The organism is Cedecea davisae, assembly GCF_044095835.1.
GTDB lineage: Bacteria > Pseudomonadota > Gammaproteobacteria > Enterobacterales > Enterobacteriaceae > Cedecea > Cedecea davisae.
Map to the genome: position 1 here is coordinate 4,720,887 of NZ_CP172054.1, position 26,649 is coordinate 4,747,535.

Below are 26,649 nucleotides of genomic sequence, written 5' to 3' on the forward strand. Positions count from 1 at the left end.
ATGTCCTCTGGCTGCACGATTAATCCCAGCTCAGGATGACTTTACCGGATTGCCCGGAACGCATCGCATCAAAGCCTTTCTGGAACTCATCAATTGAGAAGCGGTGGGTAATGATTGGCGAAAGATCCAGACCGGACTGAATCAGAGCCGCCATTTTATACCAGGTTTCAAACATTTCCCGCCCGTAGATACCTTTAATAAACAGCCCTTTAAAGATAACTTTTGTCCAGTCGATAGACATATCGGACGGTGGAATACCCAGCATCGCAATGCGGCCGCCGTGGTTCATAGTGTCCAGCATGGCGCGGAACGCAGGAGGTGCACCGGACATCTCCAGACCGACGTCAAATCCTTCGGTCATCCCCAGCTCGCTCATCACGTCCTGCAGGCTTTCTTTGCTGACGTTAACCGCGCGGGTAATACCCATCTCACGAGCCAGCTCCAGGCGATATTCGTTCACGTCGGTAATGACAACGTTACGCGCCCCAACGTGTTTTGCTACCGCAGCCGCCATGATACCAATTGGGCCAGCTCCGGACACCAGCACGTCTTCGCCCACCAGATCGAACGAAAGTGCGGTATGCACTGCGTTGCCGAATGGGTCAAAGATAGAGGCCAGGTCATCGGAGATATTGTCCGGGATTTTGAACGCATTAAAGGCCGGGATAACCAAATACTCGGCAAAACAGCCAGGGCGGTTCACGCCAACGCCGGTAGTATTGCGGCACAGGTGGGTACGCCCGCCACGGCAGTTACGGCAGTGGCCACAGGTGATGTGCCCTTCGCCAGAAACGCGGTCGCCAATTTTAAAACCTTTCACTTCCTGACCAATACCCACCACTTCGCCCACGTATTCGTGGCCGACAACCATCGGCACTGGAATCGTTTTTTGCGACCATTCGTCCCAGTTATAGATGTGCACGTCGGTGCCGCAGATGGCGGTTTTACGGATTTTGATTAACAAATCGTTATGGCCCATTTCCGGCTTGGGCGCATCCGTCATCCAGATACCTTCTTCTGCTTTCAGTTTTGCTAATGCTTTCATGACCGCTCCCTTAAGCGATAACGCCTAATTGCTTACCGATGCGCGTAAATGCATCCACCGCACGTTCAATTTGCTCAGGGGTATGCGCCGCCGACATTTGGGTGCGAATACGCGCCTGACCTTTTGGCACCACCGGGTAGAAGAAGCCGGTGACGTAAATACCTTCTTTTTGCAGTTCACGAGCAAAGTTTTGCGCCACTACCGCCTCGCCCAGCATCACCGGAATGATGGCGTGGTCAGCCCCTGCGAGGGTAAAGCCCGCAGCGCTCATTTTTTCACGGAACAGGCGGGCGTTAGACCACAGACGCTCACGCAGGTCGGCGCCGGAAGCCAGCATCTCGAGCACTGTAATGGAGGCGGCAACAATGGCCGGAGCCAGAGAGTTGGAGAATAAATACGGACGGGAACGCTGACGAAGCCACTCAATCACTTCTTTGCGGCCTGCGGTATAGCCGCCGGATGCGCCGCCGAGCGCTTTGCCCAACGTGCCGGTGATGATATCCACGCGATCCATCACTTCGCAGTATTCATGTGTCCCGCGCCCGTTTTCGCCGACAAAACCGACGGCATGGGAGTCATCCACCATCACCAGCGCGTTGTATTTGTCCGCCAGGTCACAAACGCCTTTCAGGTTGGCAATCACGCCGTCCATGGAGAACACGCCGTCGGTAGCAATCATGACGTGGCGAGCACCGGCCGCACGCGCTTCTTTGAGTCGAGCTTCCAGTTCCTGCATGTCGTTGTTGGCATAGCGGTAGCGCTGGGCTTTGCACAAGCGAACGCCGTCGATGATTGACGCATGATTCAGCGCGTCAGAAATGATGGCGTCCTCCGGGCCGAGCAGCGTTTCAAATAGCCCGCCGTTGGCGTCAAAGCAGGAGGAATACAGAATCGCATCATCCATTCCAAGGAATTCCGCCAGCTTGCCTTCCAGCGCTTTGTGGCTGTCCTGAGTTCCGCAGATAAAACGCACAGAAGCCATACCAAACCCGTGCTTGTCCATTCCCTGCTTAGCCGCTTCAATCAGCTGCGGGTGGTTAGCCAGTCCCAGATAGTTGTTGGCGCAGAAGTTGATAACGTGGCTACCGTCGGCAACGGTGATATCCGCATTCTGGGCGGAGGTGATAATACGCTCTTCTTTAAATAACCCTTCCGCACGAGCCGTCTCGAGCTGGGAGGTCAACTGCTTGTAAAAATCTTCGCGCATCGCGATTCTCCAGGCATGGCAAATTTCGGCACATATTACCCAAACCTATACCAGGAGACGAGATGACGCTTCAGGGAATCTGATTTTTGCAGGATAAATCACGTAACAAAACGTGGACAGCAGCCCTGTTGACCGGGATAAATGACACATCAAAAAAAAGCATAATATCTTGAATTTATTGTACTTATTGAAAGCATCATAAATTAGCATAAATAAAAGGCCAGATAACTTCAGCGCTATCGGGCCAGCTCAAATAACATTCATCAGGATTATAATTAACTCCAGGGCGACTATTTCCTCGAAAGAAAAATTCTCAGCGCCTGCAGCCTGGCCCCCAAAGCTGAGCGTTTGAAGCAACGGAACAAATCGAACCATTTTCCCCTCCCAAGATAGTTAAGGGTAAATAATTCAGGTTGCTTGTAATAACACATAACAAAGATCCCCTGGTCATCATCAACAATATTATGTTTCAGAGTTATTTTTTGACTTTCCATGACCAGAGGATAAAACTCTTTCCATTTATCCTGAGAGCCAACAATAGCACCACCGATAATATAGACATGGTTACCAATCATGAAATCAAATGCCTGCTGCAATGACTTCACATTTAGCCCTTTCTTGATGGTGAATAGATGCATGGTATTTTTATTAAATGGGAAATCCCAAATTTTTAAACCACGAGTCACTTTTAGCTCACGGCAATAACCAAAATCAACCCATGCAACCAGTGGAGTCTTTACCAATCCAGAATTAATAGCTTTATTGACAAAGTAGGTCTTTAGATTACAGACCAATACGTACTCTGGAGACCAGTACTCTGGGTTTTTTAACTGCCTGGTCTCTAATTTATTCGTAAATGCTTCGTCATGTTGGATTTTCTCAATGAGACCACGAATATGTTTAAATTTATTTTTTATATCAATGGCAATAACTGTCGTAGGTTTTCCCTGTCGAATTGCTTCAACCCTTTCCTTAAGATCTGGTGAGGTGAAAACGACCATATCATTTTCTAAAGCAGCCAATCGCTCGAAATAATTAAAATAGACGTCAACAGAGCGGGCAAGTTGATCACGGAACCCTTTATTAGCAGTCCACTCCCCTCTACCAATATCAAAATATGCCGTTACAATCGTGGTAGATGATTTCATCGCCAATAAAAACCATTAATATAAAGAAATATATTATATCACAATCACTTACTCCCTGTACACAGTACGTTTTATGCGCAGAGTTCAACCTTATTAGCAGCTTTCAATTAAATAACTTTCCCGATAAAAATTGAAAGCATAGCCAATAGCCCGTCAATGTAACTCTCCGAGACAGTTGGTTTACCTCACCGTGTAAATGGCTGAAGGGATGCAAATGTGATGGTATGATTATGCACATTCAGGTCTGAGATTGTCTCTGACTCCATAATTTGAAGGTTACAGTTATGATCATCGTTACTGGCGGCGCCGGAATGATCGGCAGCAACATTGTTAAATCCCTGAATGATCAGGGCTACCGGGATATCCTGGTTGTCGACAATCTGAAGGACGGCACCAAGTTCGCCAACCTGGTTGACCTGGATATCGCCGACTATATGGATAAGGAAGACTTCCTGATCCAGATTATGGCCGGTGAAGAGTTTGGCGATATCGAAGCTATCTTCCACGAAGGTGCCTGCTCTTCCACCACCGAGTGGGATGGCAAGTACATGATGGATAACAACTATCAGTACTCCAAAGAGGTGCTTCACTATTGCCTGGAGCACGAAATTCCGTTCCTGTATGCCTCTTCCGCAGCCACTTACGGCGGCCGCAATAAAGACTTTATTGAATCCCGCGAGTTTGAGCAGCCTCTGAATGTTTATGGCTACTCAAAGTTCCTGTTCGACGAATATGTACGCCAGATCCTCCCTGAAGCCAACTCACAGGTTACCGGCTTCCGCTACTTCAACGTCTACGGACCGCGCGAAGGCCATAAAGGCAGCATGGCAAGCGTAGCATTCCACCTTAATACCCAGTTAAACAACGGCGAGAACCCAAAACTGTTTGAAGGCAGCGACAGTTTCAAACGTGACTTCATCTATGTGGGCGACGTGGCTGCGGTCAATCTGTGGTTCTGGCAGAATGGCGTGTCAGGTATTTTCAACTGCGGAACAGGCCGTGCAGAGTCCTTCCAGGCCGTAGCGGATGCCGCACTGGCGTTCCACAAGAAAGGCAGTATCGAGTACATTCCTTTCCCGGATAAGCTGAAAGGCCGCTACCAGGCTTACACCGAAGCCGACTTAACAAACCTGCGCGCCGCCGGCTACGACAAGCCGTTTAAAACCGTAGCCGAAGGGGTTGCGGAGTATATGACATGGTTAAATCGTGACGCATAAGCAGGCCAACTGAAGCATGAAAATTCTGGTGATTGGCCCGTCATGGGTGGGCGACATGATGATGTCGCAAAGTCTCTATCGCACGCTCAAGGCGCGTTATCCCCAGGCGATAATTGATGTGATGGCACCCGCGTGGTGCCGTCCATTATTATCCCGCATGCCGGAAGTTAACGAGGCAATAGCTATGCCGCTCGGCCACGGCGCGCTGGAAATCGGCGAACGTCGCCGTCTTGGCCACAGCCTGCGTAATAAGCACTACGATCGCGCTTACGTCCTGCCAAACTCGTTCAAGTCCGCTCTGGTTCCCTTCTTTGCCAAAATTCCTCATCGTACCGGCTGGCTAGGCGAAATGCGTTATGGCCTGCTCAACGACAGCCGGAAGCTGGACAAAGAGGCGTGGCCGCTAATGGTGGAGCGCTATGTCGCTCTTGCATACGACAAGGGCGTGATGCAATCCGCCAAAGACTTACCCCAACCGCTGCTGTGGCCTAAATTACAGGTTAATGAGGGTGAGAAGACGCAGACCTGCGCCGCCTTCAATCTCGACCAGCAGCGCCCGATGATAGGTTTTTGTCCTGGTGCAGAGTTTGGCCCGGCTAAACGCTGGCCACATTATCATTACGCGGATCTGGCAGCCAAACTCATCGATGCTGGCTATCAGGTCGTGCTATTTGGCTCAGCCAAAGACAAAGATGCGGGTAACGATATTCTCGCCACGCTTACTACCGAACAGCAGGCCTGGTGCCGTAATCTTGCCGGTGATACTCAGCTTGAACAGGCCGTTATCCTGCTCTCCGCCTGCCAGGGCGTAGTGACTAATGATTCAGGCCTGATGCACGTTGCCGCCGCGCTAGGGCGCCCCCTGGTGGCGCTATATGGCCCAAGCAGCCCTGACTTCACGCCGCCGCTGTCCCACAAAGCAAAAGTAATCCGCCTGATTAGCGGCTACCATAAAGTACGCAAAGGTGATGCGGCAGAAGGGTATCACCAGAGCCTGATTGATATTACTCCGGACAGCGTGCTGGTCGCGTTAACCGAGCTGTTAACTACCAGTAAGGAAGACTAATGCGGGTGCTTCTGGTCAAAACGTCCTCAATGGGCGACGTACTGCATTCCCTTCCCGCGTTGACCGACGCGATGCATGCAATTCCGGGTATCAAATTCGACTGGGTTGTTGAAGAAGGTTTCGCTCAGATCCCCGGCTGGCATCCTGCCGTGGAGAATGTGTTTCCGGTCGCTATCCGTCGCTGGAGAAAGAGCTGGTTTGCTTCTGAGACGCGCGCCGAGCGCAAAGCATTCTACCAGACCCTGAAAGCCAGGAAATATGACTGCATTATCGACGCTCAGGGCCTGGTAAAGAGCGCGGCTCTGGTGACTCGTAATGCGCATGGCGTTAAACATGGCATGGACTGGAACAGCGCCCGCGAACCTTTAGCCAGCCTGTTCTACAACGTAAAACACAGCGTTGCCAAACAGCAACATGCCGTTGAACGTGTGCGTGAGCTTTTTGCCAAAAGTCTGGGCTTTAGCAAGCCGCAAACTCAGGGCGATTACGCCATCGCGCGGCATTTCCTGAACAATCTGAACGCCGATAACGGCCAATATGCCGTATTCTTACATGCGACCACTCGGGATGATAAACACTGGCCGGAGACGAACTGGCGAGAGCTAATTGGTCTGCTGGAGGATTCAGGGATTCGCATTAAGCTGCCGTGGGGAGCGCCTCATGAAGAAGCACGTGCAAAAAGACTGGCAGAAGGGTTTGATTTTGTTGATGTGTTACCGAGGATGACGCTCGAGGAAGTGGCTAAAGTGCTGGCGGGGGCAAAATATGTCGTTTCCGTTGATACAGGATTAAGTCATCTTACCGCAGCATTAGACCGGCCAAATGTGACGCTTTACGGACCGACAGATCCGGGTCTCATTGGTGGGTATGGGAAAAATCAGGTCGAGTGCCGATCGCCGAGCAACAGCCTTGGAGATTTGACTGCCTCTACCGTATTTAATCAACTTACGGCTAAAGTTTAAGCACTCGAATTTCGACAGCGGAGAAGAGATGGCCCATATATTATTTTTTTCTAATGAGAAAAAAAACTGGACCTTATACTGGAATAGAACGCTAGTGTTCTTGTTTATCGCCACCTATTTTTTAGGAAATATCACTCGTTATAAACATCTCATTGTTATACTGATGGCGATAACAACAATTTCATATCTTTGCAGGCAACCACGGCACTTCTTACCTGTTTTCAAAACATTTCTCTTCTACAGCGTTGCTTTTTTAACCGTTGCTGTATTACTTTCTCTACTACAAACCCCTGATTTCAAAGCCAGTTTGAAAGAGATCAGCAGGTCTGTTTTAGAAAACACACTATTATGTACTATCGCTATCCCTGTTTTGCTAAGAAATGAAAGCAAAGAGTTAATTTCAAAGCTAATTTTCTTTTCTTTCATCACGGCACTGAGCTTACGCTGCTTATCAGAGCTCATATTTTATTATCAGGATTATAAACAAGGAATTATGCCGTTTACAGATTACCGACATCGTAGTATTTCTGATTCGATGGTATTTCTCTTCCCGGCCCTACTCAGTATGTGGTTAATCAAATCACTAAAATACAGGATTGGATTCATTCTGCTGAGTCTGGTTTATCTATTTCTTATTTTAGGCACACTTTCACGGGGTGCATGGCTTTCCGTATTAGTTGTTAGCCTTATATGGATTTTATTAAATAAACAATGGAAATTATTATTTACAGGAATCATAATTTCAGCGATTGCGCTGGCAGCAATTTTCTCACATAAGCAAATATCTGCAAATCTGACATTTAAGCTTCAGCAAACCGACGGTTCTTATCGCTATACAAATGGCACACAAGGCAGTGCCTACGATCTTATTATGGAAAACCCCATTACTGGATACGGTTTTGGGAACATCGCCTATAAAGACATCTACAATAAGCGTGTTGTTGATTATCCTAATTGGACGTTTCGTGAATCTATTGGACCCCATAACTTAGCACTATTTGTCTGGTTTGGTACCGGTTTACTCGGATTAGCTGGCCTGTTACTGATTTATGCAGCAATTACAAAAGAGTGCCTCGCAAATGCGTTTGAGAGAAGCCAGCACTCTCAAATAAATGCATACATGATCATTTTATTATCATTTATCGGCTATTTCATTATTCGAGGCAATGTTGAGCAAATACAGTTGGACCTGTTAGGTATACTGGTTGGTTTTCTGATAGTCATGAAAAATAAATAATAAAACCTCAAAAATAAAAAAGGCTACATTCCGTAGCCTTTTTTATTAATGAAACCAGTTATGAATAACTTCCTCAAAATGTTGTGTGACGCCATCCCAGCTAAAATGTTCATATACATAGCTCTGACCACGTTTAGCAACAATGTCTATATCATTGCTTTGCAACGTACTCATTACATCCTGAGCAATAGAGTCCGCCGTCATTGGTTCTCGCAGATGAAAACCTGTTTCTCCCTTCCTGGCGAATTCAACCATACCGCCACGAGTACTAACCAACACGGGTTTACCTGCTCCCATTGCCTCGATGGCCACCATACAGAATGGTTCCTTGAACTGAGACGGAATAACAACTAAATCAGCAAGAGGGTAGTAACGGTGTATTTGCTCGGGTGCTATACTTCCCAGCATGAGGCATTGGTTCTGCAAACGTTCAGCAATCTCAACAACTTCACGTTGATAGGCACCATTCTCACCCTTATTCACTTCCTGGTGATCGCCAACCACCACAAGCTTTAGATTTTGATGCTTCGCAGTGAGTTTTTCAAATGCCTGCATCAACAGTAAGACACCTTTATCCGGTACAATACGCCCCGCATAGAAGATAACCTTATCCTTATCAGTAATACCCAAACATGCTCTGGAAACCGACTCATAAGAGGACTGATAAATATCTAAATCAATTCCATTAGGTACAATCACAATATCTGCATCTGGCAAATACTTCTGATAGTAATCCTTCAGGAAAAAACTCGGTACAATCATTTTTACATCTTGCTCAAGCATTTTAGGCTCGAACGCATTATGCATATGAATGACGATTTTTTGTTGTGGAGCACGCTGTCGAATCTGGTGATACAGCTTCATACTGTTATGCACAACAACGACACTTTCATCTGTTATATGAAAGTCTTTTGCAATATTCAGTATTCGTTGTGAGTACGGCAGCGGGTCAAGGCGGGTCCACTTCTGGAAGAGACGCTTATAGATTCGACTAAAACCAATTCGATGGATGCTGCAGTTATCGTTTACCGGAGTAAAATCCGCATATCCTTCGTTTTTAATACACACTAACCGGTTTGGAATTGATGTTCTCTGTGCTACCTGATACATCCATGTTTCGACAGCTGCGGCTCCACGAGGAGGAATAGAGAAAATAGGTGTCACAGTAAATATAATTTTATCAACCATAAAACCTTAACCTTTCATTAAATTATATTTTGCTGCTGCTAAGAGGCCACTTATTACTTTACCCTGATAAAGCAGGTGTTTATATTTCTCTCTATACTCATGTTTTTTCACAGCAGCCTGGTAAGGTATTCCTTTCCATGGTGAAAGCTCATAAACCGTACGGAAAAACTGTGCTGCCGGATAATCAACCCAATCATGCCACGGCTTAGTCACACCGGTGTAATGTATAAAAACAGTATCCTCTTTGATAAAGTTCTTATAGTAACCACTTTCTTTTTTCTCAAACTCTGACTTCAAAGAGTAAATAGTATTATATTCCCCTGGTAATATCTTTGCATGATTCAGGAACATAATATTTAAAATATCCTGATCAGGGTATTTTAATTTATCTACAATATCTTCATCGGCGAGTAAATTAAAAAACTTTGCTGTCAACTCGGACTTTAACCATTGCTTTAAATTAATATACATTACTCCAGAATTAAAATAATGCCCTTCAAATTCTGAATTCTGTAACCGTACGGCACTCTTTCTCTGCATTGAATCGACGTCAATCACCACAGCGCCATACTCTTCATTAAATTCTAAAGAGACAAGATCTTGTAGGGATCCTTTACATGTAACGTCAGCATCCAGATAGAGTAAACTATCAAGGCGCTCAGAGAAATAATCAAATGAAAGCAAACGATAATATATAGATACAGGCCAAATGTTGGTTCTGGGCAGCGAAATCAGCGGTGCAGAATCAATATGATATAATTTAATAACAGTTTTATACTGCTCTGCTAATTGTGTTAAAAGCTCAATATAGTCATTATCTAAATAGTCAGCAATAATATGAAAGGTAAAATCAGTATCATGCTGTTTATTATTTTCAAGAATTGATGCAATAGATATTGCAGCACCAACCTGATAATTCCTATCAATTCCCCAAGAAATATTAAAAGTCGAGCGATCTTCACGTTTTTCAGTGCGACGATCCAGAACGATTATATTTTTAAATTGAGTAAGTTTTTTAAAATCCAATTTTAATAACCTTTCATCACAACTCATTGTGCAGTATAAAATTATGATTATATATTACAGCCGTCAGTTTATTATTCTTTGCATTTAGCAACGTAGTAATTAATATAATTCATAATGCCATGGAAGTAGCGCTTTTGATTAAATTGATGCTTAGCAGAGTATCTATATTGATGACTATTTATTGGCTTAAGAAGCTCAACACTCTGCCATGGCGAGGCTGCTTTAGCCGTCAGGAAGCTCAGAGAAACAGGATAACTCGCCCAGTTATGCCATGGCTTTGTTGGCCCTACATAATGAATAAAAACGGTTTCATCATTGACGGGATTAACAACGTTATCTTTCAACTCATAATTTATGCTGAAACGTGTATTATATTTCCCATTAATGAAATTAACTTTCCCAACCAACAGTACATTTAGTACGTCTTGATCGAGATGAGTTATTTTCTCAACCCACACCGGATCACGCAACATTTCTATTGCTTTAGCGGAAATATTATTCGCATTCCACTCATTAATATTAATAAGCAGAAAGCCTGCATTGAAGTAGCCGGAAATCAACTCTGGGGTCGAAAGTGTAATTGAACGATTAGTCCACCAATCAATGTCTCTTTCAACAACTACTGCGGCAATTTCTTTATCCGAAAAAGTATAGCTCGCTAACTCCTGGATGCTTCCTTTACAAGCAATATCCGCGTCCAGATAGAGAAGCTTATCAAGCTTGCCATAAAGATAATCAGCAATAATAAACCTAAAATAAGTCGCGTAACTCCAGTTTTTTGTGCTGGGCAAGGACTTAAGTTTTTCGCAGTTAATCACATAAATATGAATACATGTTTTATATTGCTTAGCTAATGCCGAGAATCGAATTTTATCATCTTCACTGAAATGATCAGTGAAAACATGGAACTCAAAGCATGCTGACGGATTACTCAACAGGATTGATGAAATAGCTACGCCACATCCAAAAAGAAAATTCTTATCAATACCAAAAGCTATATTTAAAACATCATCAGCATTCGCTCTCTGATGATTGAATTCGAAAGCCGAAAGGATGATATCTTCATCACTGAATTGAGACATTTTTAATTCTTATCCAATTTAAATGAATAGGTCACTGGAACCTTTAAGGTTCACTTTACAGGCAGCTATAACGATTTACGAATCGTTCTTTCCTTTATTTTGTTCGCTTTTTCTTCCGCTTTAGCCAACAGTGCATGTTCTGTTTCTATCATCTCTCTCAGAGGCTGATTAGAATAGCGCTTCATAAACCGCCAAATATCCCGCTGAGTCAGCCCAATATTCATCGATGAGAAGTAAAGTCCGATGAGATCCTTGTCCCGCCAACGGAGAGGAACTTTTGAACGAATCTGCGCGCGATGCAGGTCAATTACCGAAATCTTTAAGTCGCTTTCCTGGCCATCAAACGGCAGATGCAATAAAAAGTGGCAAATGTAGCAATCACGATGGTTCACGCCGCCGCCGTGCATTTTGCGCACCATAGCGGCAACACGCCCGATCAGCATCCGCTTCACTTTCACATCAGGCGGGTTAGTTGCCCAGTCGGCGCAGTAATCTTCGAGGCTAATTGTTGGGGTCAGATCTTCGGTAATGATAAATGACGTCTTATTGATTGGATTCAGCCCTTTTTCACCAAATCCAACGCCCTGCATCGTGTCCACATCCAGCGCCTTCAGGCGATGAATAGCCTTCCATTCACGGTCGGCACCCAGGACCGGCATACGGAATGAAATAAGGTTTTTTACGACTTCTTTAAAGGCAGTGCCCTGGTGCCATTTCAGGAAATAGCTCTTTCCTGCGGCTTCGAAGCGAAGCGTGCGCCGGGTTTCCAGCTCGCGAAAAACCTCACCCTGAAGCTTTTTAACTTCAGCAAAAACATCCTTACCCCGCCAAAGGGAGGCAAAAGGCTCTTTTAAATCAACCACGCGGCTCCCCCACAATAATGTCAGCTGCTTTTTCTGCCAGGCTATAAATGTCCTGGGTGCAGGCGTAATGACGGGCATGTTCGGCCCAAAGCTGGCGCTGCCCTGTGTTCGTCAGAGCGCCAGATAAAGCCTCATTTAGCGACTTTTGATTAAACGGCTCGGCAATCACCCTGCCGCATTTTGCATCCGCAATATAATGCGCGTAGCCGCAAACCTCCGTCACAAGGATAGGCAATCCGGCTGCAATAGCCTCGAGCAGCACAATCCCGGCCGCCTCCTGATAGGCAGGGTGGATAAGCAAGTCGGCGGCAATCATCAGTTCAGAGACGTCATTTCGTCCGGAAAAGAAACGAACCCGGTTTTCCACGCCACGTTTTTGCGCTAATGCCTTAAAGCGCCCAGGTTTATCCTGGCCGACGACAAATAACGTTGTTCTGTTGCGAATAGCTTCTGGCAAAGCAGCAAGCGCCTCAATAGAGCGATCGACCCCTTTACGCGAAAAATCGGAACCTACCTGCAATACAAGGTAGTCCTCTGCGCCAATCTCATTTTTTTCCCGATAACGATCCCGGCTTCCTGGCTGATGGTTATCGAATCTACGATCGGGATAGATGCCGGGAGGAAGGATCAGGAAACGGGAGGATTCCGTGCCGTAGTGTTTTTCAAAGTCAGCGATTTGCTTATCCGTCAGCATAAGCAGTTTTGTCGGTTTTCCCTGCTCGAATGTGGCTCGTTCGAACTCCGCATAGTGCCGATAGCGGGAAGTCAGGCGGTAAAAGAAACCTTTTTCTTTTGCCACTTTCTCAGCGTAACAAACGTCGGCGGCGTAATAAACATCCAGGCCCGGCATTTTATTAAAGCCAACCACCCGCGCGACCGGATGCTGGCTAAGATGCGCCTTCACCCACTGATAATATTCGGCATTTCGGCCATGGTTTGTCTTTGAGTGAACCGGGACGGTAATAATCTCAAATTCTTCAGGCTTATCCCCTTGCCAGGACTGCACGTAAACGCGAACAGCATGACCACGCGCTGCAACCGCCTGCGCAATACGCATGAAGTCCCGCTGCAGGCCACCAAAGGGAAAATATTTATACAGGCAAAAAGCAACGGTCATAGTGTTCCGCCAGTTTGTGGCTCTGCCTCAGTTACGGGGAGCATTTTTGAAACGGCGGCAATCACATCCTCTGCGGGGATAACCGACATGTATTTTTTATTCCGATCGAGCTGAGCGCGAGGGGGCATCGGTTGATAGTTACCCGCCCAGAACTGGGTAATCTGCTCGCTCCATGGACGCCAGTAAATATGATCCGTTGCGCCAAACAGGCTAATTACCGGCGTTTTCACCGCAGCAGCAATATGCCCGGGAGCAGAGTCAACGCCGATGAACAATGCCGCGTGATCGATTAATGCGCCCAACTCGGGGAAACTCGTCTTGCCGGCGAGCGCCACAATCGGGGGGCGCTGGCAACCCTGTGCAATTTCGTTAACGCAGGCAAGGTCGGCAGCGCCTGGGCCGGAAGTCAATACAACCGGAAACCCCTTATCCTGCAAGAAATCAATAACCCGTGAAAACTTGTCGTTATCCCAGCATTTAAACAGCTGCCGGGCAGTCGGCTGGATGACAACATAGTTATCTCTGACACCTTGCTCATCCAGCATTCCACGAATCTTCTGCCAGTCCGCCGGGGCATAAAACAGGGTCGTTTCGGTACAGAAATCGGTAATGCCCAAAGGAGCCAGAACGGAAAGACTGGCTTCAACCACATGATCGCCAACAACAGGAGCAAGATGGGTGAAGCTATTTTTCCAGAACGATGATTGCCGATGATCGTAATCCTGGGAAATTTTTACCGCCGGGCCAAGGCAACGAACCATCATTGCCACGCTCCACTGATCGGTCAGGTTTACTATCAGATCATATTGGTTCTTTCGCAGGCGGCTTATCAGCGAGAGGAAATTACTGATTTTCTTTCCGGTCTTTACGCCTTTGTTGCTTATACCGTAACTTGCATTGATTTCTGGGTTTCCAGAAAGAATCGGAATCGTATCCTGATACTGCAGGACATCTATTTTTGCTTCAGGATAGTTGCGCTTGAGGGTACCGATCACGGGCGTTGTCAGCAACATATCGCCGTGAAAGCGCATTTTTATCACCAGAATTCTTTTAAATGTCGTATTCACCGTCGGCTCTTAATATCAGCAATACTGAAAAACAAAAAAACACGCTACCGCCCCAGGCTCAACAGCTACCTGTCCACTGACAACGTGTTCATTTTTATATCTAGTGTATCACTTATTCCCGGCCATTCCGAAACGAATATCCCTAAGCATAACAACATGATAAGAATAGAAATATTGTTACGTGCACATCATGACGAAAGGCTATTTCCGGTCAATTTTAGCCCCTTTATAGCTAACCTAAGCAGAAAGCGAAAACCCGGGAGCGCACCATCCCGGTGCAATGCGCATAGCTTTTAAGCCAAATAGGGGAAAAGTAATGGCAAAGCTCAGGTTAAATACATAGAATCCCCAGCACATTCATAATGTCAGTCATGTCCTATGCTTCAGTTGCTTTACACCACACTGCTTTACCTCATACAGCCACTCATCTGGCTGCGATTGTGGGTGCGCGGTCGTAAAGCTCCCGCATACCGCAAACGCATCGGCGAACGCTACGGTTTCTATAAAAAACCGCTTAAGCCAGGCGGCATCATGCTGCATTCCGTTTCCGTCGGGGAAACGCTCGCGGCCATACCACTGGTCCGGGCCCTGCGCCATCGCTACCCTGAGCTCCCGATTACCGTCACCACTATGACACCAACGGGCTCGGAGCGGGTTATGTCCGCTTTTGGGGAAGACGTTCAGCACGTCTACCTGCCTTACGATTTACCCTGCGCGCTCAACCGTTTTCTGAATAAAGTCGATCCGAAGCTGGTGCTGATTATGGAAACAGAGCTGTGGCCAAACCTGATAGCAGCATTGCATAAACGCTACATTCCATTAGTCATAGCCAACGCCAGGCTTTCTGCTCGCTCCGCTAAAGGTTATGCAAAACTGGGCCAGTTTGTCCGCACGCTGCTGCAGCGCATTACGCTGATCGCTGCACAAAATGAAGAAGACGGCGAGCGCTTTGTCGCGCTTGGTGCAAAGCGCAGCCAGCTAACGGTAACAGGCAGCCTGAAATTTGATATTTCAGTTACGCCTCAGCTTGCCGCCCGGGCGGTAACGTTACGCCGCCAGTGGGCACCTCATCGCCCGGTTTGGATAGCAACCAGCACGCATGAAGGTGAAGAGAGCATTATTCTTCAGGCCCATCAAACGCTGCTCAAACAATTCCCTAATTTGTTGCTGATTCTCGTGCCACGTCACCCGGAACGCTTCCCGGACGCCGTAAACCTGGTGCGAAATGCCGGATTAAGTTACACAACGCGCTCATCCGGCGAAGTCCCGTCCTCAGGTACTCAGGTTGTTATCGGCGATACGATGGGTGAGTTAATGCTGCTGTACGGCATCGCAGACTTAGCTTTTGTGGGGGGCTCATTAGTAGAAAGAGGCGGCCATAACCCTCTGGAGCCTGCTGCACACGCCATTCCCGTATTGATGGGGCCACACACTTTTAACTTCAAAGATATCTGTGCCCGCCTGTCACAGGCAGACGGCCTGATTACAGTGATCGACGACCAGTCATTAGTAAAAGAGATTGCGTCTTTGCTCACCGATGAAGATTATCGTAACTTCTATGGCCGCCATGCCGTGGAAGTGCTCTATCAGAATCAGGGCGCCTTACAGCGCTTGCTACAGCTGCTGGAACCCTATCTCCCCCCAAAAACACACTAAGGTCTGATATGCAAAAGCGGGCAATCTATCCGGGAACCTTCGATCCCATCACCAACGGCCATCTTGATATCATTACCCGTGCTGCCAGTATGTTTGATCGGGTGATCCTTGCGATTGCTGCCAGCCCCAGCAAAAATGCTTTATTTACGCTGGAAGAGCGTGTTGCTCTGGCACAACAGGCCGTGGCGCATCTTCCCGGCGTTGAGGTGATCGGCTTTAGTGATTTAATGGCAAATTTTGCCCGTAAGCAGCGGGCAAATGTGCTGGTTCGTGGTTTGCGCACCGCCGCTGATTTTGAATATGAGATGCAGCTGGCGCATATGAACCGCCATTTAATGCCGGAGCTGGAAAGCGTATTTCTGATGCCGTCGAAAGAGTGGTCGTTTGTCTCTTCTTCACTGGTAAAAGAAGTGGCCCGCCATCACGGAGACGTCGCCCACTTCCTGCCGGAGCATGTTTGCAAAGCTCTTATCGAACGGCTTAAATAATTACCGCTGGCAGCGGCGGCAATAATAAGTGCTGCGCTGCCCGTGCTTACCGGCAACAATCGGCGCACCACATACCCGGCACGGTTCACCTGCCCGGCCATAAACTTGCAGTTCCTGCGCAAAGTATCCCGGTTTACCATCAGACTGAAGAAAGTCTTTTAGCGTTGTCCCGCCCTGCTCAATTGAACGCAGCAGTACCGCTTTGATCGTCGCGACTAAAATTTCAGACTCACGTTTCGAGAGTGAATTTGCTGCCCTGTCAGGGTGGATCCCGGCGGCAAACAGCGACTCGCTGGCATAGATATTCCCCACGCCAACCACAAGTTTGTTATCCATTAACCACGGTTTGATCGCCGTTTTCTTTTTCGCCGATTTCTCACGCAGGTAATCAGCGTTAAATTCATCGCTCAGCGGTTCTGGCCCAAGATGAGACAGAACATTACTGCCCTCAAGCTCTTTAGCCCATAACCACGCCCCGAAACGGCGCGGGTCTGTATAGCGCAGAACTTTGCCGTTACTCATAACCAGATCAACATGATCGTGCTTCTCTGCGGGAAGCTCGTCCTGAAGGATCCTCAGGCTACCGGACATACCAAGATGGATGATTATCCAGCCGTCCGGCAGTTCCAGCAGTAAATACTTTGCCCGACGCTGTACGCTCAGCACCGGCTTATCGCTCAGGGCATGAATTTCATCTGATACCGGCCAACGCAAACGTGAATTGCGTACCACGGCATGCAAAATCGTTTGGCCGACCAGATGCGGTTCAATACCGCGGCGGCTGGTTTCAACCTCTGGTAATTCAGGCATCGCTCCTCCGGGAAACAGGCATAAAAAAACCCGGCTTGAGCCGGGTTTCTTCAACAAAGTTACCAGAATTATTTAATTTTGGCTTCTTTGTAAATAACGTGCTGACGGACAACTGGATCGAACTTTTTCAGTTCCAGTTTTTCCGGCTTAGTACGCTTGTTCTTCGTGGTGGTATAGAAGTGACCAGTACCAGCAGAAGAAACCAGCTTGATTTTCTCACGAATACCTTTAGCCATGATTTATTTCCTCTAAGTACTTAGTACTTTTCGCCACGGGCACGCAGTTCAGACAGAACTGTATCGATGCCTTTCTTATCAATTACACGCATACCTTTAGCAGATACGCGCAGGGTGACAAAACGCTTCTCGCTCTCAACCCAAAAACGGTGAGAGTGCAGGTTCGGCAGGAAACGGCGTTTAGTCGCGTTCAGTGCGTGGGAACGGTTATTACCGGTCGCCGGACGCTTGCCAGTAACTTGGCAGACTCGGGACATGTCTATTCTCCAAAAATCAAATTAGCTCGAGCTTCGTATAGGGTTAGGCGCCTCGTCAGGCTGCAAGCCTGGTCCCTGGCGGTTCAATGTGAACCACAGTGCCAGGCGCATAATGCCAAACCCGAGATTCTCAAAGGTGGCGTAGTATACGCTGTGTGAGGCATGTGCTCAAGTCCCGAACAGACAAAGATCCCTATGGATCGCGCTCATTGGCCTAAATCCACCCTCGCTCAGCGAAAGAAACGTACTCTCCATGGCCAATAACCAGATGATCAAGCACCTGAATCTCCATAAACAGGCAGACTTTAACGATACGCTCTGTTATGGCCCGGTCGGCTTTGCTCGGCTCAGCCTTACCTGAAGGGTGGTTGTGCGCCAGTATAATAGCTGCGGCGTTACATTTCATCGCTTCGCGCACAATTTCTCGCGGATGAACCTCAACGTGCCCCAGCGTACCGGCAAAAAGGCGCTCACATTTGATGGCCTGATGCTGATTATTCAGAAACAACACCAGAAAAACCTCTCGTTCTTCGGTCATTATCTGGCTTTGGATGTATTCGCGCACCTTCCCAGGGTTGAGCAGAGAAAGCTCACTCACTCCCTGAGAAGAGTAATAGCGCCTTGCCAGCTCGGCTATTGCATTCAGTTGGGTATATTTTGCAACACCGATTCCGTTCACTTTTTCGAAATGAGAAAAGTCGGCTGACAGTAGGCGATGCAGTGAACCAAACTCACGCAATAACATGTTGGCAAAAACCAGAACGTGCATCCCCCGGCACCCGGTTCGCAAAAACAGCGCCAACAGTTCGGTATCGGTTAGCGAACTGACGCCAAACTTCAGCAACTTTTCACGCGGCAACGTCGATTTTTCAATAGCATTATTCCCTTTCATGGCATCCCCTCCTGGCTTACCCACGCTATAGTGCGACGTTTTTTCTTATCGGGCGATTCCGGATTACTGTCTTGCGTAATGCCTCGCAAACAGCAAAAAGTCCCCTGCCGGGGATTGTGATAAAATAGCCTCCTGAATGTGACTTCCAACGGATAAAAATCATGATGGGGCTTTCCGGCAAGAAAATTGTTCTTGGTGTCAGCGGCGGTATTGCTGCTTACAAAACACCTGAGCTGGTGCGTCGTCTGCGCGATCGCGGAGCGGATGTACGAGTGGTAATGACCGAGGCGGCGAAGGCCTTTATCACACCATTAAGCTTACAGGCCGTCTCCGGATATCCGGTGTCGGACAGCATGCTTGACCCGGCTGCCGAAGCGGCAATGGGCCACATCGAACTGGGAAAATGGGCTGATTTAGTCATTATTGCTCCCGCCACCGCAGACCTGATTGCCCGCATCGCAGCAGGGATGGCAAACGACCTGGTCAGCACCATCTGCCTTGCTACTGCGGCACCGGTTGCGGTCGTTCCCGCCATGAACCAGCAAATGTACCGGGCAGCGGCAACCCAACATAATCTTGGCGTACTCGGCTCTCGTGGCCTGCTGATTTGGGGGCCGGATAGCGGCAGCCAGGCGTGCGGCGACATCGGCCCGGGGCGTATGCTGGACCCGTTAATACTCGTCGACATGGCAGTGGAGCATTTCTCGGTAGTCAAAGATCTGCAACATCTGAACGTCATGATTACCGCCGGCCCCACTCGCGAGCGGTTGGATCCCGTTCGGTACATTACCAATGACAGCTCCGGTAAAATGGGCTTTGCTATCGCCGCAGCCGCAGCCGCCCGCGGAGCAAACGTGACTTTAGTTGCCGGGCCGGTAACTTTGCCAACGCCTGCCGGGGTAAATCGGGTAGATGTAACAACCGCGCTGGAAATGAACGAAGCCGTACAACGGCAGGCCACAAGCCAGCAGATTTTTATCGGCTGTGCGGCCGTTGCCGATTATAGGGCAGCCACCGTTGCTGAAGAGAAAATCAAAAAGCAACGTGATGAAATTACTCTAAAAATGGTGAAAAACCCGGATGTGGTTGCCGGCGTTGCCGCACTTTCAGAAGGTCGCCCCTATGTTGTAGGGTTTGCCGCCGAAACAAATAATGTGGAAGAATACGCCCGGAAAAAGCGCGCTGCTAAAAACCTCGACCTGATCTGTGCTAATGACGTATCTAAGCAAAATCAGGGGTTTAACAGCGACAGCAATGCATTACACCTTTTCTGGCAGGATGGAGATAAAGTCTTACCGCTTGAGCGTAAAGAGCTCCTTGGCCACCTTTTACTGGACGAGATCGTTACCCGCTATGATGAAAAAAATCGACGTTAAAATTCTGGACCCGCGCGTTGGCCAACAATTTCCGCTGCCGACCTACGCCACCTCCGGTTCAGCCGGTCTTGACCTGCGCGCCTGTTTAGATGACGCCGTAGAGTTGGCTCCAGGTGCAACAACGCTGCTGCCTACCGGCCTGGCTATTCACATTGCCGATGCATCCCTGGCGGCGGTGATTCTCCCGCGTTCAGGCCTGGGTCATAAACATGGCGTTGTGCTGGGCAACCTGGTGGGTTTAATCGACTCCGATTATCAGGGGCAGTTGATGGTTTCCGTGTGGAACCGTGGCCAGAACAGCTTCACCATCCAGCCTGGCGAGCGCATCGCGCAAATGGTCTTTGTACCTGTGGTACAGGCAGAATTTAATCTGGTCGAAGATTTTGATGCCAGCGACCGTGGCGAAGGCGGCTTTGGCCATTCTGGCCGCCAGTAATACCGTTTTATAAACGTAACCCTACCGCGTAGATAACGTTATAACAGACCGCAAACCAGGCGTTTGCGGGCGCGGTGCGGTGCTTGCCTGACAAGGTAATTTTCAGGGGTATTTTAGAACATGGCAGAAAAACAGACCGCGAAAAGGAATCGTCGCGAGGAAATACTTCAGTCTCTGGCCCAAATGCTTGAATCCAGCGACGGCAGCCAGCGCATTACCACCGCGAAACTTGCGGCAACGGTTGGCGTGTCCGAAGCGGCGCTCTATCGGCATTTTCCCAGCAAGATGAAAATGTTCGATAGCCTGATTGAGTTTATCGAAGACAGCCTGATTACCCGCATTAACCTGATTTTGAAAGATGAGAAAGATACGCTGGCTCGCCTGCGGCTAATCGTTCTGCTGGTGCTGGGTTTTGGTGAACGTAACCCGGGGTTAACCCGCATTCTTACCGGCCATGCGCTGATGTTTGAACAAGATCGCCTGCAGGACCGCATCAATCAGCTGTTTGAGCGTATTGAGGTTCAGCTGCGTCAGGTAATGCGCGAAAAGAAAATGCGTGAAGGCGAAGGGTTTACTACCGATGAAGCCCTGCTGGCAAGCCAGCTACTGGCTTTCTGTGAAGGGATGCTTTCGCGTTTTGTTCGCAGCGACTTCCGCTATCTGCCCACGGATGATTTCGATACCCGCTGGCCGCTGATTGCCGCACAGCTGTACTAAGAAAAGGGCCTAATGGCCCTTTTCTTTTCTGGCTTATACGCCGTACTCTTCGCGATACTTACGCACCGCAGCAAGTTTGTCGGCCATTTCTGGTTTCTCTTCCAGATAGGCAATCAGGTCCTTCAAAGTGATGATAGAGATGACCTGGCATTTATAATCACGCTCAACCTCCTGAATTGCAGAAATATCGGCGCGCCCGCGTTCTTGCCTGTCGAGAGAAATCAAAACACCCGCAAGGCTGGCACCGTTAGCGGCAATGATTTCCATCGACTCACGAATGGCCGTTCCGGCGGTTATCACGTCATCCACCAGCATTACACGCCCCTGCAGCGGGCTACCGACCAGATTGCCACCCTCGCCGTGATCTTTCGCTTCTTTACGGTTGAAGCAATAAGGCACATCACGCTCATGATGCTCGGCCAGCGCAACCGCGGTGGTGGTCGCGATAGGGATGCCCTTATAGGCCGGGCCAAACAGCAGGTCGAAGTCGATACCGGAATCCATCAGCGCGGCGGCATAAAAACGCCCCAGTAACGCCAGATCGCGCCCGGTATTAAACAGCCCGGCGTTGAAGAAATAGGGGCTGGTACGCCCGGATTTCAGCGTAAATTCGCCAAACTTGAGTACCTGTTTGTTAAGCGCAAACTCAATAAACTGGCGCTGATACGGTTTCATGGATTCGCTCCTTAGCGTTGTTACACGGACATAAAAAAAGCGACTTCTCAGTCGCTTTTTAAAAATTAATTTTCTAACGCCGCCTTCTGCGACGCGATAATGGAATCAATTCCCCCTCGGGCCAGCGCTAGCAGCGCCAGTAGCTCTTCATGGGAGAACGGCTCGCCTTCGGCGGTGCCCTGCACTTCAATCATGCGCCCATCTTCCATCATCACTACGTTCATATCGGTTTCAGCCGAGGAGTCTTCGACATACTCCAGATCGCAAAGCGCTTCACCCTTGACGATGCCGACGGAAACCGCCGCCACCATTCCCTTCATTGGGTTGGTTTTCAGCTTACCGGCAGCCACAAGTCCGTTCAGCGCATCGGCCAGCGCCACGCAGGCACCGGTGATAGAAGCAGTGCGGGTGCCACCATCGGCCTGCAGGACGTCGCAGTCCAGAGTGATGGTGAATTCACCCAGCGCCTTTAAATCTACCGCCGCGCGCAGAGAACGGGCGATCAGACGCTGAATTTCAAGAGTACGGCCGCCCTGCTTGCCTTTTGCAGCTTCACGCGCATTACGGCTATGAGTTGCACGCGGCAGCATGCCGTATTCGGCGGTGATCCAGCCCTGGCCCTGACCTTTCAGGAAGCGAGGAACGCCTTCTTCAAGGGTGGCGGTGCAAAGCACTTTGGTATCACCAAACTCGACAAGCACGGAACCTTCTGCGTGTTTAGTGTAATGGCGGGTCAGGGTAACTGGGCGCACTTGTTCGGCGCTACGACCTGATGGACGCATGGGCTTATCTCCGGCTAAAACGAATGTGGCTGCGCATTATACGGACTTCAGGCGCTTATTCCTATCCTGCAAGACCCCTGATGGCTATAATCCCCTCATACATTAGCTGAAAACGGGTACCTGCTATGATCCGCAGTATGACCGCCTACGCCCGGCGTGAAGTAAAAGGTGAATGGGGCTCAGCCTCCTGGGAATTACGCTCGGTTAACCAGCGCTATCTCGAAACTTACATCCGCATGCCGGAACAGTTCCGCAGCCTTGAGCCTGTAGCGCGCGAACGCATCCGCAATCGACTGACTCGCGGCAAAATCGAGTGCAACCTGCGCTTCGAACCAGACTCCCGCTCGCAAGGCGCTTTGCTCCTTAATGAAAAACTGGCTAAGCAGCTGGTTGACGCCGCTAACTGGGTCAAAATGCAGAGTGACGAAGGGGAAATAAATCCGGTTGATATTCTGCGCTGGCCCGGCGTAATGTCCGCTCAGGAGCAGGACCTGGACGCTATCGCCGCGGAGATCCTTGCCGCACTGGATGGCGCGCTGGATGATTTTATTGTTGCCCGCGAAACTGAAGGCCACGCATTAAAAGCGCTGATCGAGCAACGCCTCGAAGGCGTCAGCGCCGAAGTGGTGAAAGTACGAGCGCAAATGCCAGAAGTGGTTAAATGGCAGCGTGAGCGCCTGGTCAGCAAGCTGGAAGAAGCCGAAGTACAGCTTGAAAATAGCCGCCTTGAGCAAGAGTTGGTGTTGATGGCGCAGCGAATCGACGTCGCTGAAGAACTTGACCGCCTGGAAGCTCACGTTAAAGAGACCTATAACATCCTGAAGAAAAAAGAAGCCGTTGGCCGTCGCCTCGACTTTATGATGCAGGAGTTCAACCGTGAGTCGAACACGCTGGCCTCCAAATCGATAAACTCAGATGTCACCACCTCAGCCATCGAGCTGAAAGTCTTGATCGAGCAAATGCGCGAGCAGATCCAGAACATCGAGTGATACCGCGAGGCCCTGATTTATGGGCCTCTCAACTTTCTCAGCGCGTCGCCAGAAGCTGTTCCGCCGTAATTAAACCCATCTTTTCCAGCTGAATAGCGACCGCTCGCGACGAGCGACCGAACTGCTGACTTAATGCATTTATGTCTTCATTTTGCCGATACTTCACGTCCAGCAATACTTTCTCATCGGCAGCCCAGGGAAAATAAGCTTTAGCCGGCCTGCCTTCAGCAATATTCTTTCGCTGCCGTTCTTCGGGAGTGAGTTTGATCTTTTTCTGCTTCTCCGGCCTCTCCGCCAGCTCCTCAGAAAGTGCAAACAGCATTCTTATCGCATCGGGTTGATTCGCCAGCGAACCGGATGCCAGCAGCTCTCCTGTTTCAGGATTGATACCTTTCGCTAACGCCCTGAGCGCCGCAGAGACAGTTTTCATCGTCAGCCCCTCCGGTTACCGATAGTTCTACTAATCCATTTTTTAAATATTAATTTCATAGATAACCCTCTATTTGAGGATAAAATAATACTTTCGCATAAATAAAACTAATCAATACAGATTCAATTTAGAAAATCTCAATCGTGACACAACGCACAAAACGCTACCCTCGGAGCAACTTCTGAGGGGACATTCATGCTGCTACACATCCTTTATCTTATCGGTATCACGGCGGAAGCTATGACCGGTGCACTGGCCGCCGGCCGTCGCCGCATGGATACCTTTGGCGTCATCATTATCGCCACCGCAACCGCTCTCGGCGGCGGCTCTGTACGCGATATTCTGCTGGGCCATTACCCTCTCGGCTGGGTCAAACACCCTGAGTATGTTGTTATCGTGGCTATTGCCGCGGTGCTCACTACCATCATGGCGCCGGTTATGCCGCACCTGCGTAAGCTGTTTTTAGTTCTTGATGCGCTGGGGCTGGTTGTTTTTTCCATCATTGGCGCACAGGTCGCCCTTGATATGGGTGAAGGCCCAATCATTGCGACTATTGCGGCAGTGGTCACGGGCGTATTTGGCGGCGTACTGCGCGATATGTTCTGCAAACGTATTCCTCTGGTCTTCCAGAAAGAGCTGTACGCTGGCATCGCCTTTGCCTCAGCGGTGCTTTACATCGCACTCCAGCACTATGTCAGCAGCCACGATATTGTGGTGATAGCAACCCTACTCTTTGGTTTCACTACGCGCCTGCTGGCGCTTCGCCTGCGGCTTGGCCTGCCCGTTTTTCATTACAAACATGCCGATCACTGAGGGCTAAAGCCGCCGATCTTTTGCTGCCCCAGGAAAATCGCCAGGGCAGCAACCTGAGGATGCTTCATAAAATCTATAAGTTGCCTTGCCCGGGTAGCGCCTACGCCCGGCAGACGACGCCAGCCGATTTCGTCCCGGCGCAACAATTGTTGCCAGCTCTTCTCTTTAATTTCATTCAGGGCCTTTGCCGGTAAAGGCATTCCCATCGCCTGTATCCAGCGGATAAACGGCTGCTGTCTTGCTAAAGAAAATCGGTGCCACAGCAATTCAGATTTTTTTGCCGTTAACCCCGGTAGCCCCAACAACGCCTCCCGGCTCAGCGCCAGCCATGAAAAAATATGCTGCAAGCGCGTGCCCGTCAGCAACTGCCGCCAGCTGCTTTGGCTAACCCCGGGCAAGTCGAGTAGCGATTTTTGGCTCAGCCACGTGAGTCGCGCAAGAAACTGCTCGTGGCACTCTACTGATGCGAAAAGGCAGCTCACTGCACTAGCCTGAGCACCAGGCGACTTGGGTTTATCCCGCTGACCAACGCGCCAGACAACCTTCTCCAGCCGGGGAATACCCTGCCCCGCAAGGCTGATTTTCACTCTATCGCCAGCGACCACATCCCACTCCCGCCAGCGCTTCACTGAGCCAATATTCACCCGCCTGACGTGTTTGTCGTCCAGATGTGTCTCTTCAAGTTCAAGCACCACCGCTATTTTCCCTGTCCTGCCAACGGTGAAATGGACTTTTCTGACGCCGGTGAACTGCTCCGCCGGGGCAAACTTCCACGCCACCACCCACTCACCCTCGCCGGGGCGCCAAAACTTCGCCTGCGGTTCACGCGCCTGCCGAATAACAATGCCATCGGTAACAAAGGGCAAAGGCTGGCGAAACCAGCTATCACGCAGAAGAGCAATTTCTCCAACGTTAGAGACCGGCTTCGTCCAGGCCGCAGTAAGCGAAAATCCGGCCTGTTTCAATAGCTCAATCTTTTTAATCATATTTTCAGGGCCATCCGGCCACGCCCAGATAAAAACGCCCCATGCGTCGCTATCGGTAATTGGACCGATACGCAGCATTTCACCCGCTACCTTCGCTCTGGCATTGACTCCGCCCATGTTGCTTTGAATATGGCCGCTGCGTTTAAGGAACAATTCACCTTGCAGCACGCTATTTGCAAGCGAAGCAGGGACCTGGCGAGGAATTGCTGCTATCCCGGTAGCCTTATGAGTCCAGTCCTCCCCTTTTAGCCCATCGCCGCGACTAAGCATTTTTTCCAGCCTGCCGTTACGGTACACAAGCGTTATCGCAACACCGTCGACTTTTGGCTGTACCCATAAGTCGTTCCGCCCCCTCATCCACAGAGCGACAGCCTGCTTATCCCGCAGCTTTTTCACTCCAGTGTGGGCGACCGGGTGGGACAAGCGCCCGGCAGCCCCAAGCCGAACAGGGTGAGCCTGCTGTCCCGACCCCACACAGCCTCGCCAGGCCGCCAGCGTTTCCAGCAGGCTATCGTAGACCGCATCGCTAACCAGGCTCTTTCCTTGTTGATAGTAGGCTTCATCCCAGGCAGAGACCTGCTGAGCCAGCTTTTCAATCTCCTGCCGGGTTCTGACTTCCGGCCATGCCGGACAGGACGCTGAGGCCGAAGCCTGGCCTGCCAGTAACACTAAGATAAACGCCCCTATTATTGTTCTCATATTGCCTCCGTAACTGCCTGAACGGAGATATAGCCGGATTGATGACCGGTCACTAACGAGGAATCTCATTTATGAGGCTGTGCTTCCTGAAAACCTGAGGCGTTGCAGAAAATGAAGCAAATAAAAGGGAAACATCACGTAAAGCGCGAGAAAAACCACCGTAGCCGATCACAAAATCTTCG

28 protein-coding genes are annotated in these 26,649 nt (G+C 49.3%); 11 read left to right on the forward strand and 17 right to left on the reverse strand.

The genetic code is table 11. The features are described from left to right. Positions 1–19: 19 nt before the first annotated feature. The 3 genes from tdh to yibB form a co-directional block, all read right to left on the reverse strand. Positions 20–1,045 (reverse strand): L-threonine 3-dehydrogenase, encoded by a 1,026-nt coding sequence (gene tdh, locus ACG1VR_RS22580; protein WP_016538899.1) that lies wholly within the window; start codon positions 1,043–1,045, stop codon positions 20–22. 10 nt (positions 1,046–1,055) lie between these two features. Beyond that, a complete protein-coding gene (gene kbl, locus ACG1VR_RS22585; RefSeq protein WP_172568660.1) occupies positions 1,056–2,252 on the reverse strand; it encodes a glycine C-acetyltransferase in 1,197 nt (398 codons plus the stop codon). Between the two features lie 290 nt (positions 2,253–2,542). Then, positions 2,543–3,400, reverse strand: coding sequence for a protein YibB (yibB, locus tag ACG1VR_RS22590; protein WP_395489830.1), 858 nt, complete (start codon positions 3,398–3,400; stop codon positions 2,543–2,545). A 284-nt stretch (positions 3,401–3,684) separates the two neighbouring features. On the opposite strand from yibB, the gene rfaD reads away from it, so the two are divergent. The 4 genes from rfaD to rfaL are packed head-to-tail and all read left to right on the forward strand — an operon-like array spanning position 3,685 to position 7,882. Then, entirely contained in the window at positions 3,685–4,617 is a 933-nt protein-coding gene (gene rfaD, locus ACG1VR_RS22595) for an ADP-glyceromanno-heptose 6-epimerase (protein WP_016538897.1), read from the forward strand. Between the two features lie 16 nt (positions 4,618–4,633). Continuing rightward, entirely contained in the window at positions 4,634–5,683 is a 1,050-nt protein-coding gene (rfaF, locus tag ACG1VR_RS22600; RefSeq protein WP_395489831.1) for an ADP-heptose--LPS heptosyltransferase RfaF, read from the forward strand. Then, the gene (gene rfaC / locus ACG1VR_RS22605) at positions 5,683–6,645 is read left to right on the forward strand and encodes a lipopolysaccharide heptosyltransferase RfaC (protein ID WP_395489832.1); all 963 of its coding nucleotides are present in this window, start codon (positions 5,683–5,685) and stop codon (positions 6,643–6,645) included. Before rfaF ends, rfaC begins: the two co-directional genes overlap by 1 nt. 28 nt (positions 6,646–6,673) lie before the next feature. Then, positions 6,674–7,882: an O-antigen ligase RfaL gene (rfaL, locus tag ACG1VR_RS22610; RefSeq protein ID WP_395489833.1), complete on the forward strand. Its 1,209-nt coding sequence runs from the start codon at positions 6,674–6,676 to the stop codon at positions 7,880–7,882. 45 nt (positions 7,883–7,927) lie between these two features. Here rfaL and ACG1VR_RS22615 read toward each other — a convergent pair whose 3' ends face one another. The 6 genes from ACG1VR_RS22615 to rfaQ form a co-directional block, all read right to left on the reverse strand. Then, positions 7,928–9,070: a lipopolysaccharide N-acetylglucosaminyltransferase gene (locus ACG1VR_RS22615; protein ID WP_395489834.1), complete on the reverse strand. Its 1,143-nt coding sequence runs from the start codon at positions 9,068–9,070 to the stop codon at positions 7,928–7,930. 6 nt (positions 9,071–9,076) lie between these two features. Beyond that, positions 9,077–10,096, reverse strand: a complete 1,020-nt coding sequence (locus ACG1VR_RS22620) for a glycosyltransferase family 8 protein (RefSeq protein ID WP_395489835.1) — start codon at positions 10,094–10,096, stop codon at positions 9,077–9,079. 71 nt (positions 10,097–10,167) lie between these two features. After that, positions 10,168–11,178, reverse strand: coding sequence for a lipopolysaccharide 3-alpha-galactosyltransferase (gene waaO / locus ACG1VR_RS22625; protein ID WP_395489836.1), 1,011 nt, complete (start codon positions 11,176–11,178; stop codon positions 10,168–10,170). Between the two features lie 65 nt (positions 11,179–11,243). Next, complete coding sequence (gene rfaP / locus ACG1VR_RS22630) at positions 11,244–12,041, reverse strand: lipopolysaccharide core heptose(I) kinase RfaP (RefSeq protein ID WP_172568668.1); 798 nt, start codon at positions 12,039–12,041, stop codon at positions 11,244–11,246. After that, the gene (locus tag ACG1VR_RS22635) at positions 12,034–13,158 is read right to left on the reverse strand and encodes a glycosyltransferase family 4 protein (RefSeq protein ID WP_395489837.1); all 1,125 of its coding nucleotides are present in this window, start codon (positions 13,156–13,158) and stop codon (positions 12,034–12,036) included. Before ACG1VR_RS22635 ends, rfaP begins: the two co-directional genes overlap by 8 nt. Beyond that, positions 13,155–14,189 (reverse strand): lipopolysaccharide core heptosyltransferase RfaQ, encoded by a 1,035-nt coding sequence (gene rfaQ, locus ACG1VR_RS22640; protein ID WP_395489838.1) that lies wholly within the window; start codon positions 14,187–14,189, stop codon positions 13,155–13,157. The genes ACG1VR_RS22635 and rfaQ overlap by 4 nt, the downstream gene beginning before the upstream one ends. Before the next feature lie 414 nt (positions 14,190–14,603). Here rfaQ and waaA point away from each other — a divergent pair, with 414 nt between their 5' ends. Both waaA and coaD read left to right on the forward strand, forming a co-directional pair. Further along, positions 14,604–15,881: a lipid IV(A) 3-deoxy-D-manno-octulosonic acid transferase gene (waaA, locus tag ACG1VR_RS22645; protein ID WP_016538885.1), complete on the forward strand. Its 1,278-nt coding sequence runs from the start codon at positions 14,604–14,606 to the stop codon at positions 15,879–15,881. A gap of 8 nt (positions 15,882–15,889) precedes the next feature. Beyond that, positions 15,890–16,369, forward strand: coding sequence for a pantetheine-phosphate adenylyltransferase (coaD, locus tag ACG1VR_RS22650; protein ID WP_016538884.1), 480 nt, complete (start codon positions 15,890–15,892; stop codon positions 16,367–16,369). Here coaD and mutM read toward each other — a convergent pair whose 3' ends face one another. The 4 genes from mutM to radC all read right to left on the reverse strand — a co-directional run bounded on the left by mutM (position 16,370) and on the right by radC (position 18,564). After that, positions 16,370–17,179, reverse strand: a complete 810-nt coding sequence (gene mutM, locus ACG1VR_RS22655) for a bifunctional DNA-formamidopyrimidine glycosylase/DNA-(apurinic or apyrimidinic site) lyase (protein ID WP_016538883.1) — start codon at positions 17,177–17,179, stop codon at positions 16,370–16,372. It lies immediately after the preceding gene. A 68-nt stretch (positions 17,180–17,247) separates the two neighbouring features. Next, complete coding sequence (gene rpmG, locus ACG1VR_RS22660) at positions 17,248–17,415, reverse strand: 50S ribosomal protein L33 (RefSeq protein WP_001051798.1); 168 nt, start codon at positions 17,413–17,415, stop codon at positions 17,248–17,250. 20 nt (positions 17,416–17,435) lie between these two features. After that, positions 17,436–17,672: a 50S ribosomal protein L28 gene (rpmB, locus tag ACG1VR_RS22665; RefSeq protein ID WP_008457442.1), complete on the reverse strand. Its 237-nt coding sequence runs from the start codon at positions 17,670–17,672 to the stop codon at positions 17,436–17,438. Between the two features lie 214 nt (positions 17,673–17,886). Further along, positions 17,887–18,564: a DNA repair protein RadC gene (gene radC, locus ACG1VR_RS22670; protein WP_172568674.1), complete on the reverse strand. Its 678-nt coding sequence runs from the start codon at positions 18,562–18,564 to the stop codon at positions 17,887–17,889. Positions 18,565–18,728: 164 nt separating this feature from the next. Between radC and coaBC the strand changes: the two genes are divergently transcribed. The 3 genes from coaBC (at position 18,729) to slmA (ending at position 21,093) form a co-directional block, all read left to right on the forward strand. Further along, the gene (gene coaBC / locus ACG1VR_RS22675; protein WP_395491137.1) at positions 18,729–19,940 is read left to right on the forward strand and encodes a bifunctional phosphopantothenoylcysteine decarboxylase/phosphopantothenate--cysteine ligase CoaBC; all 1,212 of its coding nucleotides are present in this window, start codon (positions 18,729–18,731) and stop codon (positions 19,938–19,940) included. Then, positions 19,918–20,376: a dUTP diphosphatase gene (gene dut / locus ACG1VR_RS22680; RefSeq protein ID WP_016538880.1), complete on the forward strand. Its 459-nt coding sequence runs from the start codon at positions 19,918–19,920 to the stop codon at positions 20,374–20,376. The genes coaBC and dut overlap by 23 nt, the downstream gene beginning before the upstream one ends. Before the next feature lie 120 nt (positions 20,377–20,496). Next, entirely contained in the window at positions 20,497–21,093 is a 597-nt protein-coding gene (slmA, locus tag ACG1VR_RS22685) for a nucleoid occlusion factor SlmA (protein ID WP_016538879.1), read from the forward strand. Between the two features lie 33 nt (positions 21,094–21,126). On the opposite strand, the gene pyrE is transcribed toward slmA, so the two are convergent. Further along, positions 21,127–21,768, reverse strand: a complete 642-nt coding sequence (gene pyrE, locus ACG1VR_RS22690; protein WP_016538878.1) for an orotate phosphoribosyltransferase — start codon at positions 21,766–21,768, stop codon at positions 21,127–21,129. Positions 21,769–21,833: 65 nt separating this feature from the next. After that, positions 21,834–22,550 (reverse strand): ribonuclease PH, encoded by a 717-nt coding sequence (gene rph / locus ACG1VR_RS22695; protein ID WP_039898994.1) that lies wholly within the window; start codon positions 22,548–22,550, stop codon positions 21,834–21,836. A 125-nt stretch (positions 22,551–22,675) separates the two neighbouring features. Between rph and ACG1VR_RS22700 the strand changes: the two genes are divergently transcribed. Beyond that, complete coding sequence (locus ACG1VR_RS22700; RefSeq protein WP_016538876.1) at positions 22,676–23,539, forward strand: YicC/YloC family endoribonuclease; 864 nt, start codon at positions 22,676–22,678, stop codon at positions 23,537–23,539. A 37-nt stretch (positions 23,540–23,576) separates the two neighbouring features. Here ACG1VR_RS22700 and ACG1VR_RS22705 read toward each other — a convergent pair whose 3' ends face one another. Beyond that, positions 23,577–23,969 carry a hypothetical protein gene (locus ACG1VR_RS22705; protein WP_395489839.1) on the reverse strand — a complete coding sequence of 131 codons (393 nt, stop codon included), beginning with the start codon at positions 23,967–23,969 and terminating at the stop codon, positions 23,577–23,579. A 195-nt stretch (positions 23,970–24,164) separates the two neighbouring features. On the opposite strand from ACG1VR_RS22705, the gene ACG1VR_RS22710 reads away from it, so the two are divergent. Further along, positions 24,165–24,782 (forward strand): trimeric intracellular cation channel family protein, encoded by a 618-nt coding sequence (locus ACG1VR_RS22710; RefSeq protein ID WP_016538874.1) that lies wholly within the window; start codon positions 24,165–24,167, stop codon positions 24,780–24,782. Here ACG1VR_RS22710 and ligB read toward each other — a convergent pair. Continuing rightward, positions 24,776–26,467, reverse strand: coding sequence for an NAD-dependent DNA ligase LigB (gene ligB, locus ACG1VR_RS22715; protein ID WP_395489840.1), 1,692 nt, complete (start codon positions 26,465–26,467; stop codon positions 24,776–24,778). The two genes, ACG1VR_RS22710 and ligB, sit on opposite strands and share 7 nt — an antisense overlap. Positions 26,468–26,649: the final 182 nt, after the last annotated feature.

Coding starts and splice junctions, on each gene's coding strand:
- tdh (WP_016538899.1), bottom strand. CDS start 1,045: ATGAAAGCATTAGCAAAACTGAAAGCAGAAGAAGGTATCTGGATGACG.
- kbl (WP_172568660.1), bottom strand. CDS start 2,252: ATGCGCGAAGATTTTTACAAGCAGTTGACCTCCCAGCTCGAGACGGCT.
- yibB (WP_395489830.1), bottom strand. CDS start 3,400: ATGAAATCATCTACCACGATTGTAACGGCATATTTTGATATTGGTAGA.
- rfaD (WP_016538897.1), top strand. CDS start 3,685: ATGATCATCGTTACTGGCGGCGCCGGAATGATCGGCAGCAACATTGTT.
- rfaF (WP_395489831.1), top strand. CDS start 4,634: ATGAAAATTCTGGTGATTGGCCCGTCATGGGTGGGCGACATGATGATG.
- rfaC (WP_395489832.1), top strand. CDS start 5,683: ATGCGGGTGCTTCTGGTCAAAACGTCCTCAATGGGCGACGTACTGCAT.
- rfaL (WP_395489833.1), top strand. CDS start 6,674: ATGGCCCATATATTATTTTTTTCTAATGAGAAAAAAAACTGGACCTTA.
- ACG1VR_RS22615 (WP_395489834.1), bottom strand. CDS start 9,070: ATGGTTGATAAAATTATATTTACTGTGACACCTATTTTCTCTATTCCT.
- waaO (WP_395489836.1), bottom strand. CDS start 11,178: ATGTCTCAATTCAGTGATGAAGATATCATCCTTTCGGCTTTCGAATTC.
- ACG1VR_RS22635 (WP_395489837.1), bottom strand. CDS start 13,158: ATGACCGTTGCTTTTTGCCTGTATAAATATTTTCCCTTTGGTGGCCTG.
- rfaQ (WP_395489838.1), bottom strand. CDS start 14,189: ATGCGCTTTCACGGCGATATGTTGCTGACAACGCCCGTGATCGGTACC.
- waaA (WP_016538885.1), top strand. CDS start 14,604: ATGCTTCAGTTGCTTTACACCACACTGCTTTACCTCATACAGCCACTC.
- coaD (WP_016538884.1), top strand. CDS start 15,890: ATGCAAAAGCGGGCAATCTATCCGGGAACCTTCGATCCCATCACCAAC.
- mutM (WP_016538883.1), bottom strand. CDS start 17,179: ATGCCTGAATTACCAGAGGTTGAAACCAGCCGCCGCGGTATTGAACCG.
- rpmG (WP_001051798.1), bottom strand. CDS start 17,415: ATGGCTAAAGGTATTCGTGAGAAAATCAAGCTGGTTTCTTCTGCTGGT.
- rpmB (WP_008457442.1), bottom strand. CDS start 17,672: ATGTCCCGAGTCTGCCAAGTTACTGGCAAGCGTCCGGCGACCGGTAAT.
- radC (WP_172568674.1), bottom strand. CDS start 18,564: ATGAAAGGGAATAATGCTATTGAAAAATCGACGTTGCCGCGTGAAAAG.
- coaBC (WP_395491137.1), top strand. CDS start 18,729: ATGGGGCTTTCCGGCAAGAAAATTGTTCTTGGTGTCAGCGGCGGTATT.
- dut (WP_016538880.1), top strand. CDS start 19,918: ATGATGAAAAAAATCGACGTTAAAATTCTGGACCCGCGCGTTGGCCAA.
- slmA (WP_016538879.1), top strand. CDS start 20,497: ATGGCAGAAAAACAGACCGCGAAAAGGAATCGTCGCGAGGAAATACTT.
- pyrE (WP_016538878.1), bottom strand. CDS start 21,768: ATGAAACCGTATCAGCGCCAGTTTATTGAGTTTGCGCTTAACAAACAG.
- rph (WP_039898994.1), bottom strand. CDS start 22,550: ATGCGTCCATCAGGTCGTAGCGCCGAACAAGTGCGCCCAGTTACCCTG.
- ACG1VR_RS22700 (WP_016538876.1), top strand. CDS start 22,676: ATGATCCGCAGTATGACCGCCTACGCCCGGCGTGAAGTAAAAGGTGAA.
- ACG1VR_RS22705 (WP_395489839.1), bottom strand. CDS start 23,969: ATGAAAACTGTCTCTGCGGCGCTCAGGGCGTTAGCGAAAGGTATCAAT.
- ACG1VR_RS22710 (WP_016538874.1), top strand. CDS start 24,165: ATGCTGCTACACATCCTTTATCTTATCGGTATCACGGCGGAAGCTATG.
- ligB (WP_395489840.1), bottom strand. CDS start 26,467: ATGAGAACAATAATAGGGGCGTTTATCTTAGTGTTACTGGCAGGCCAG.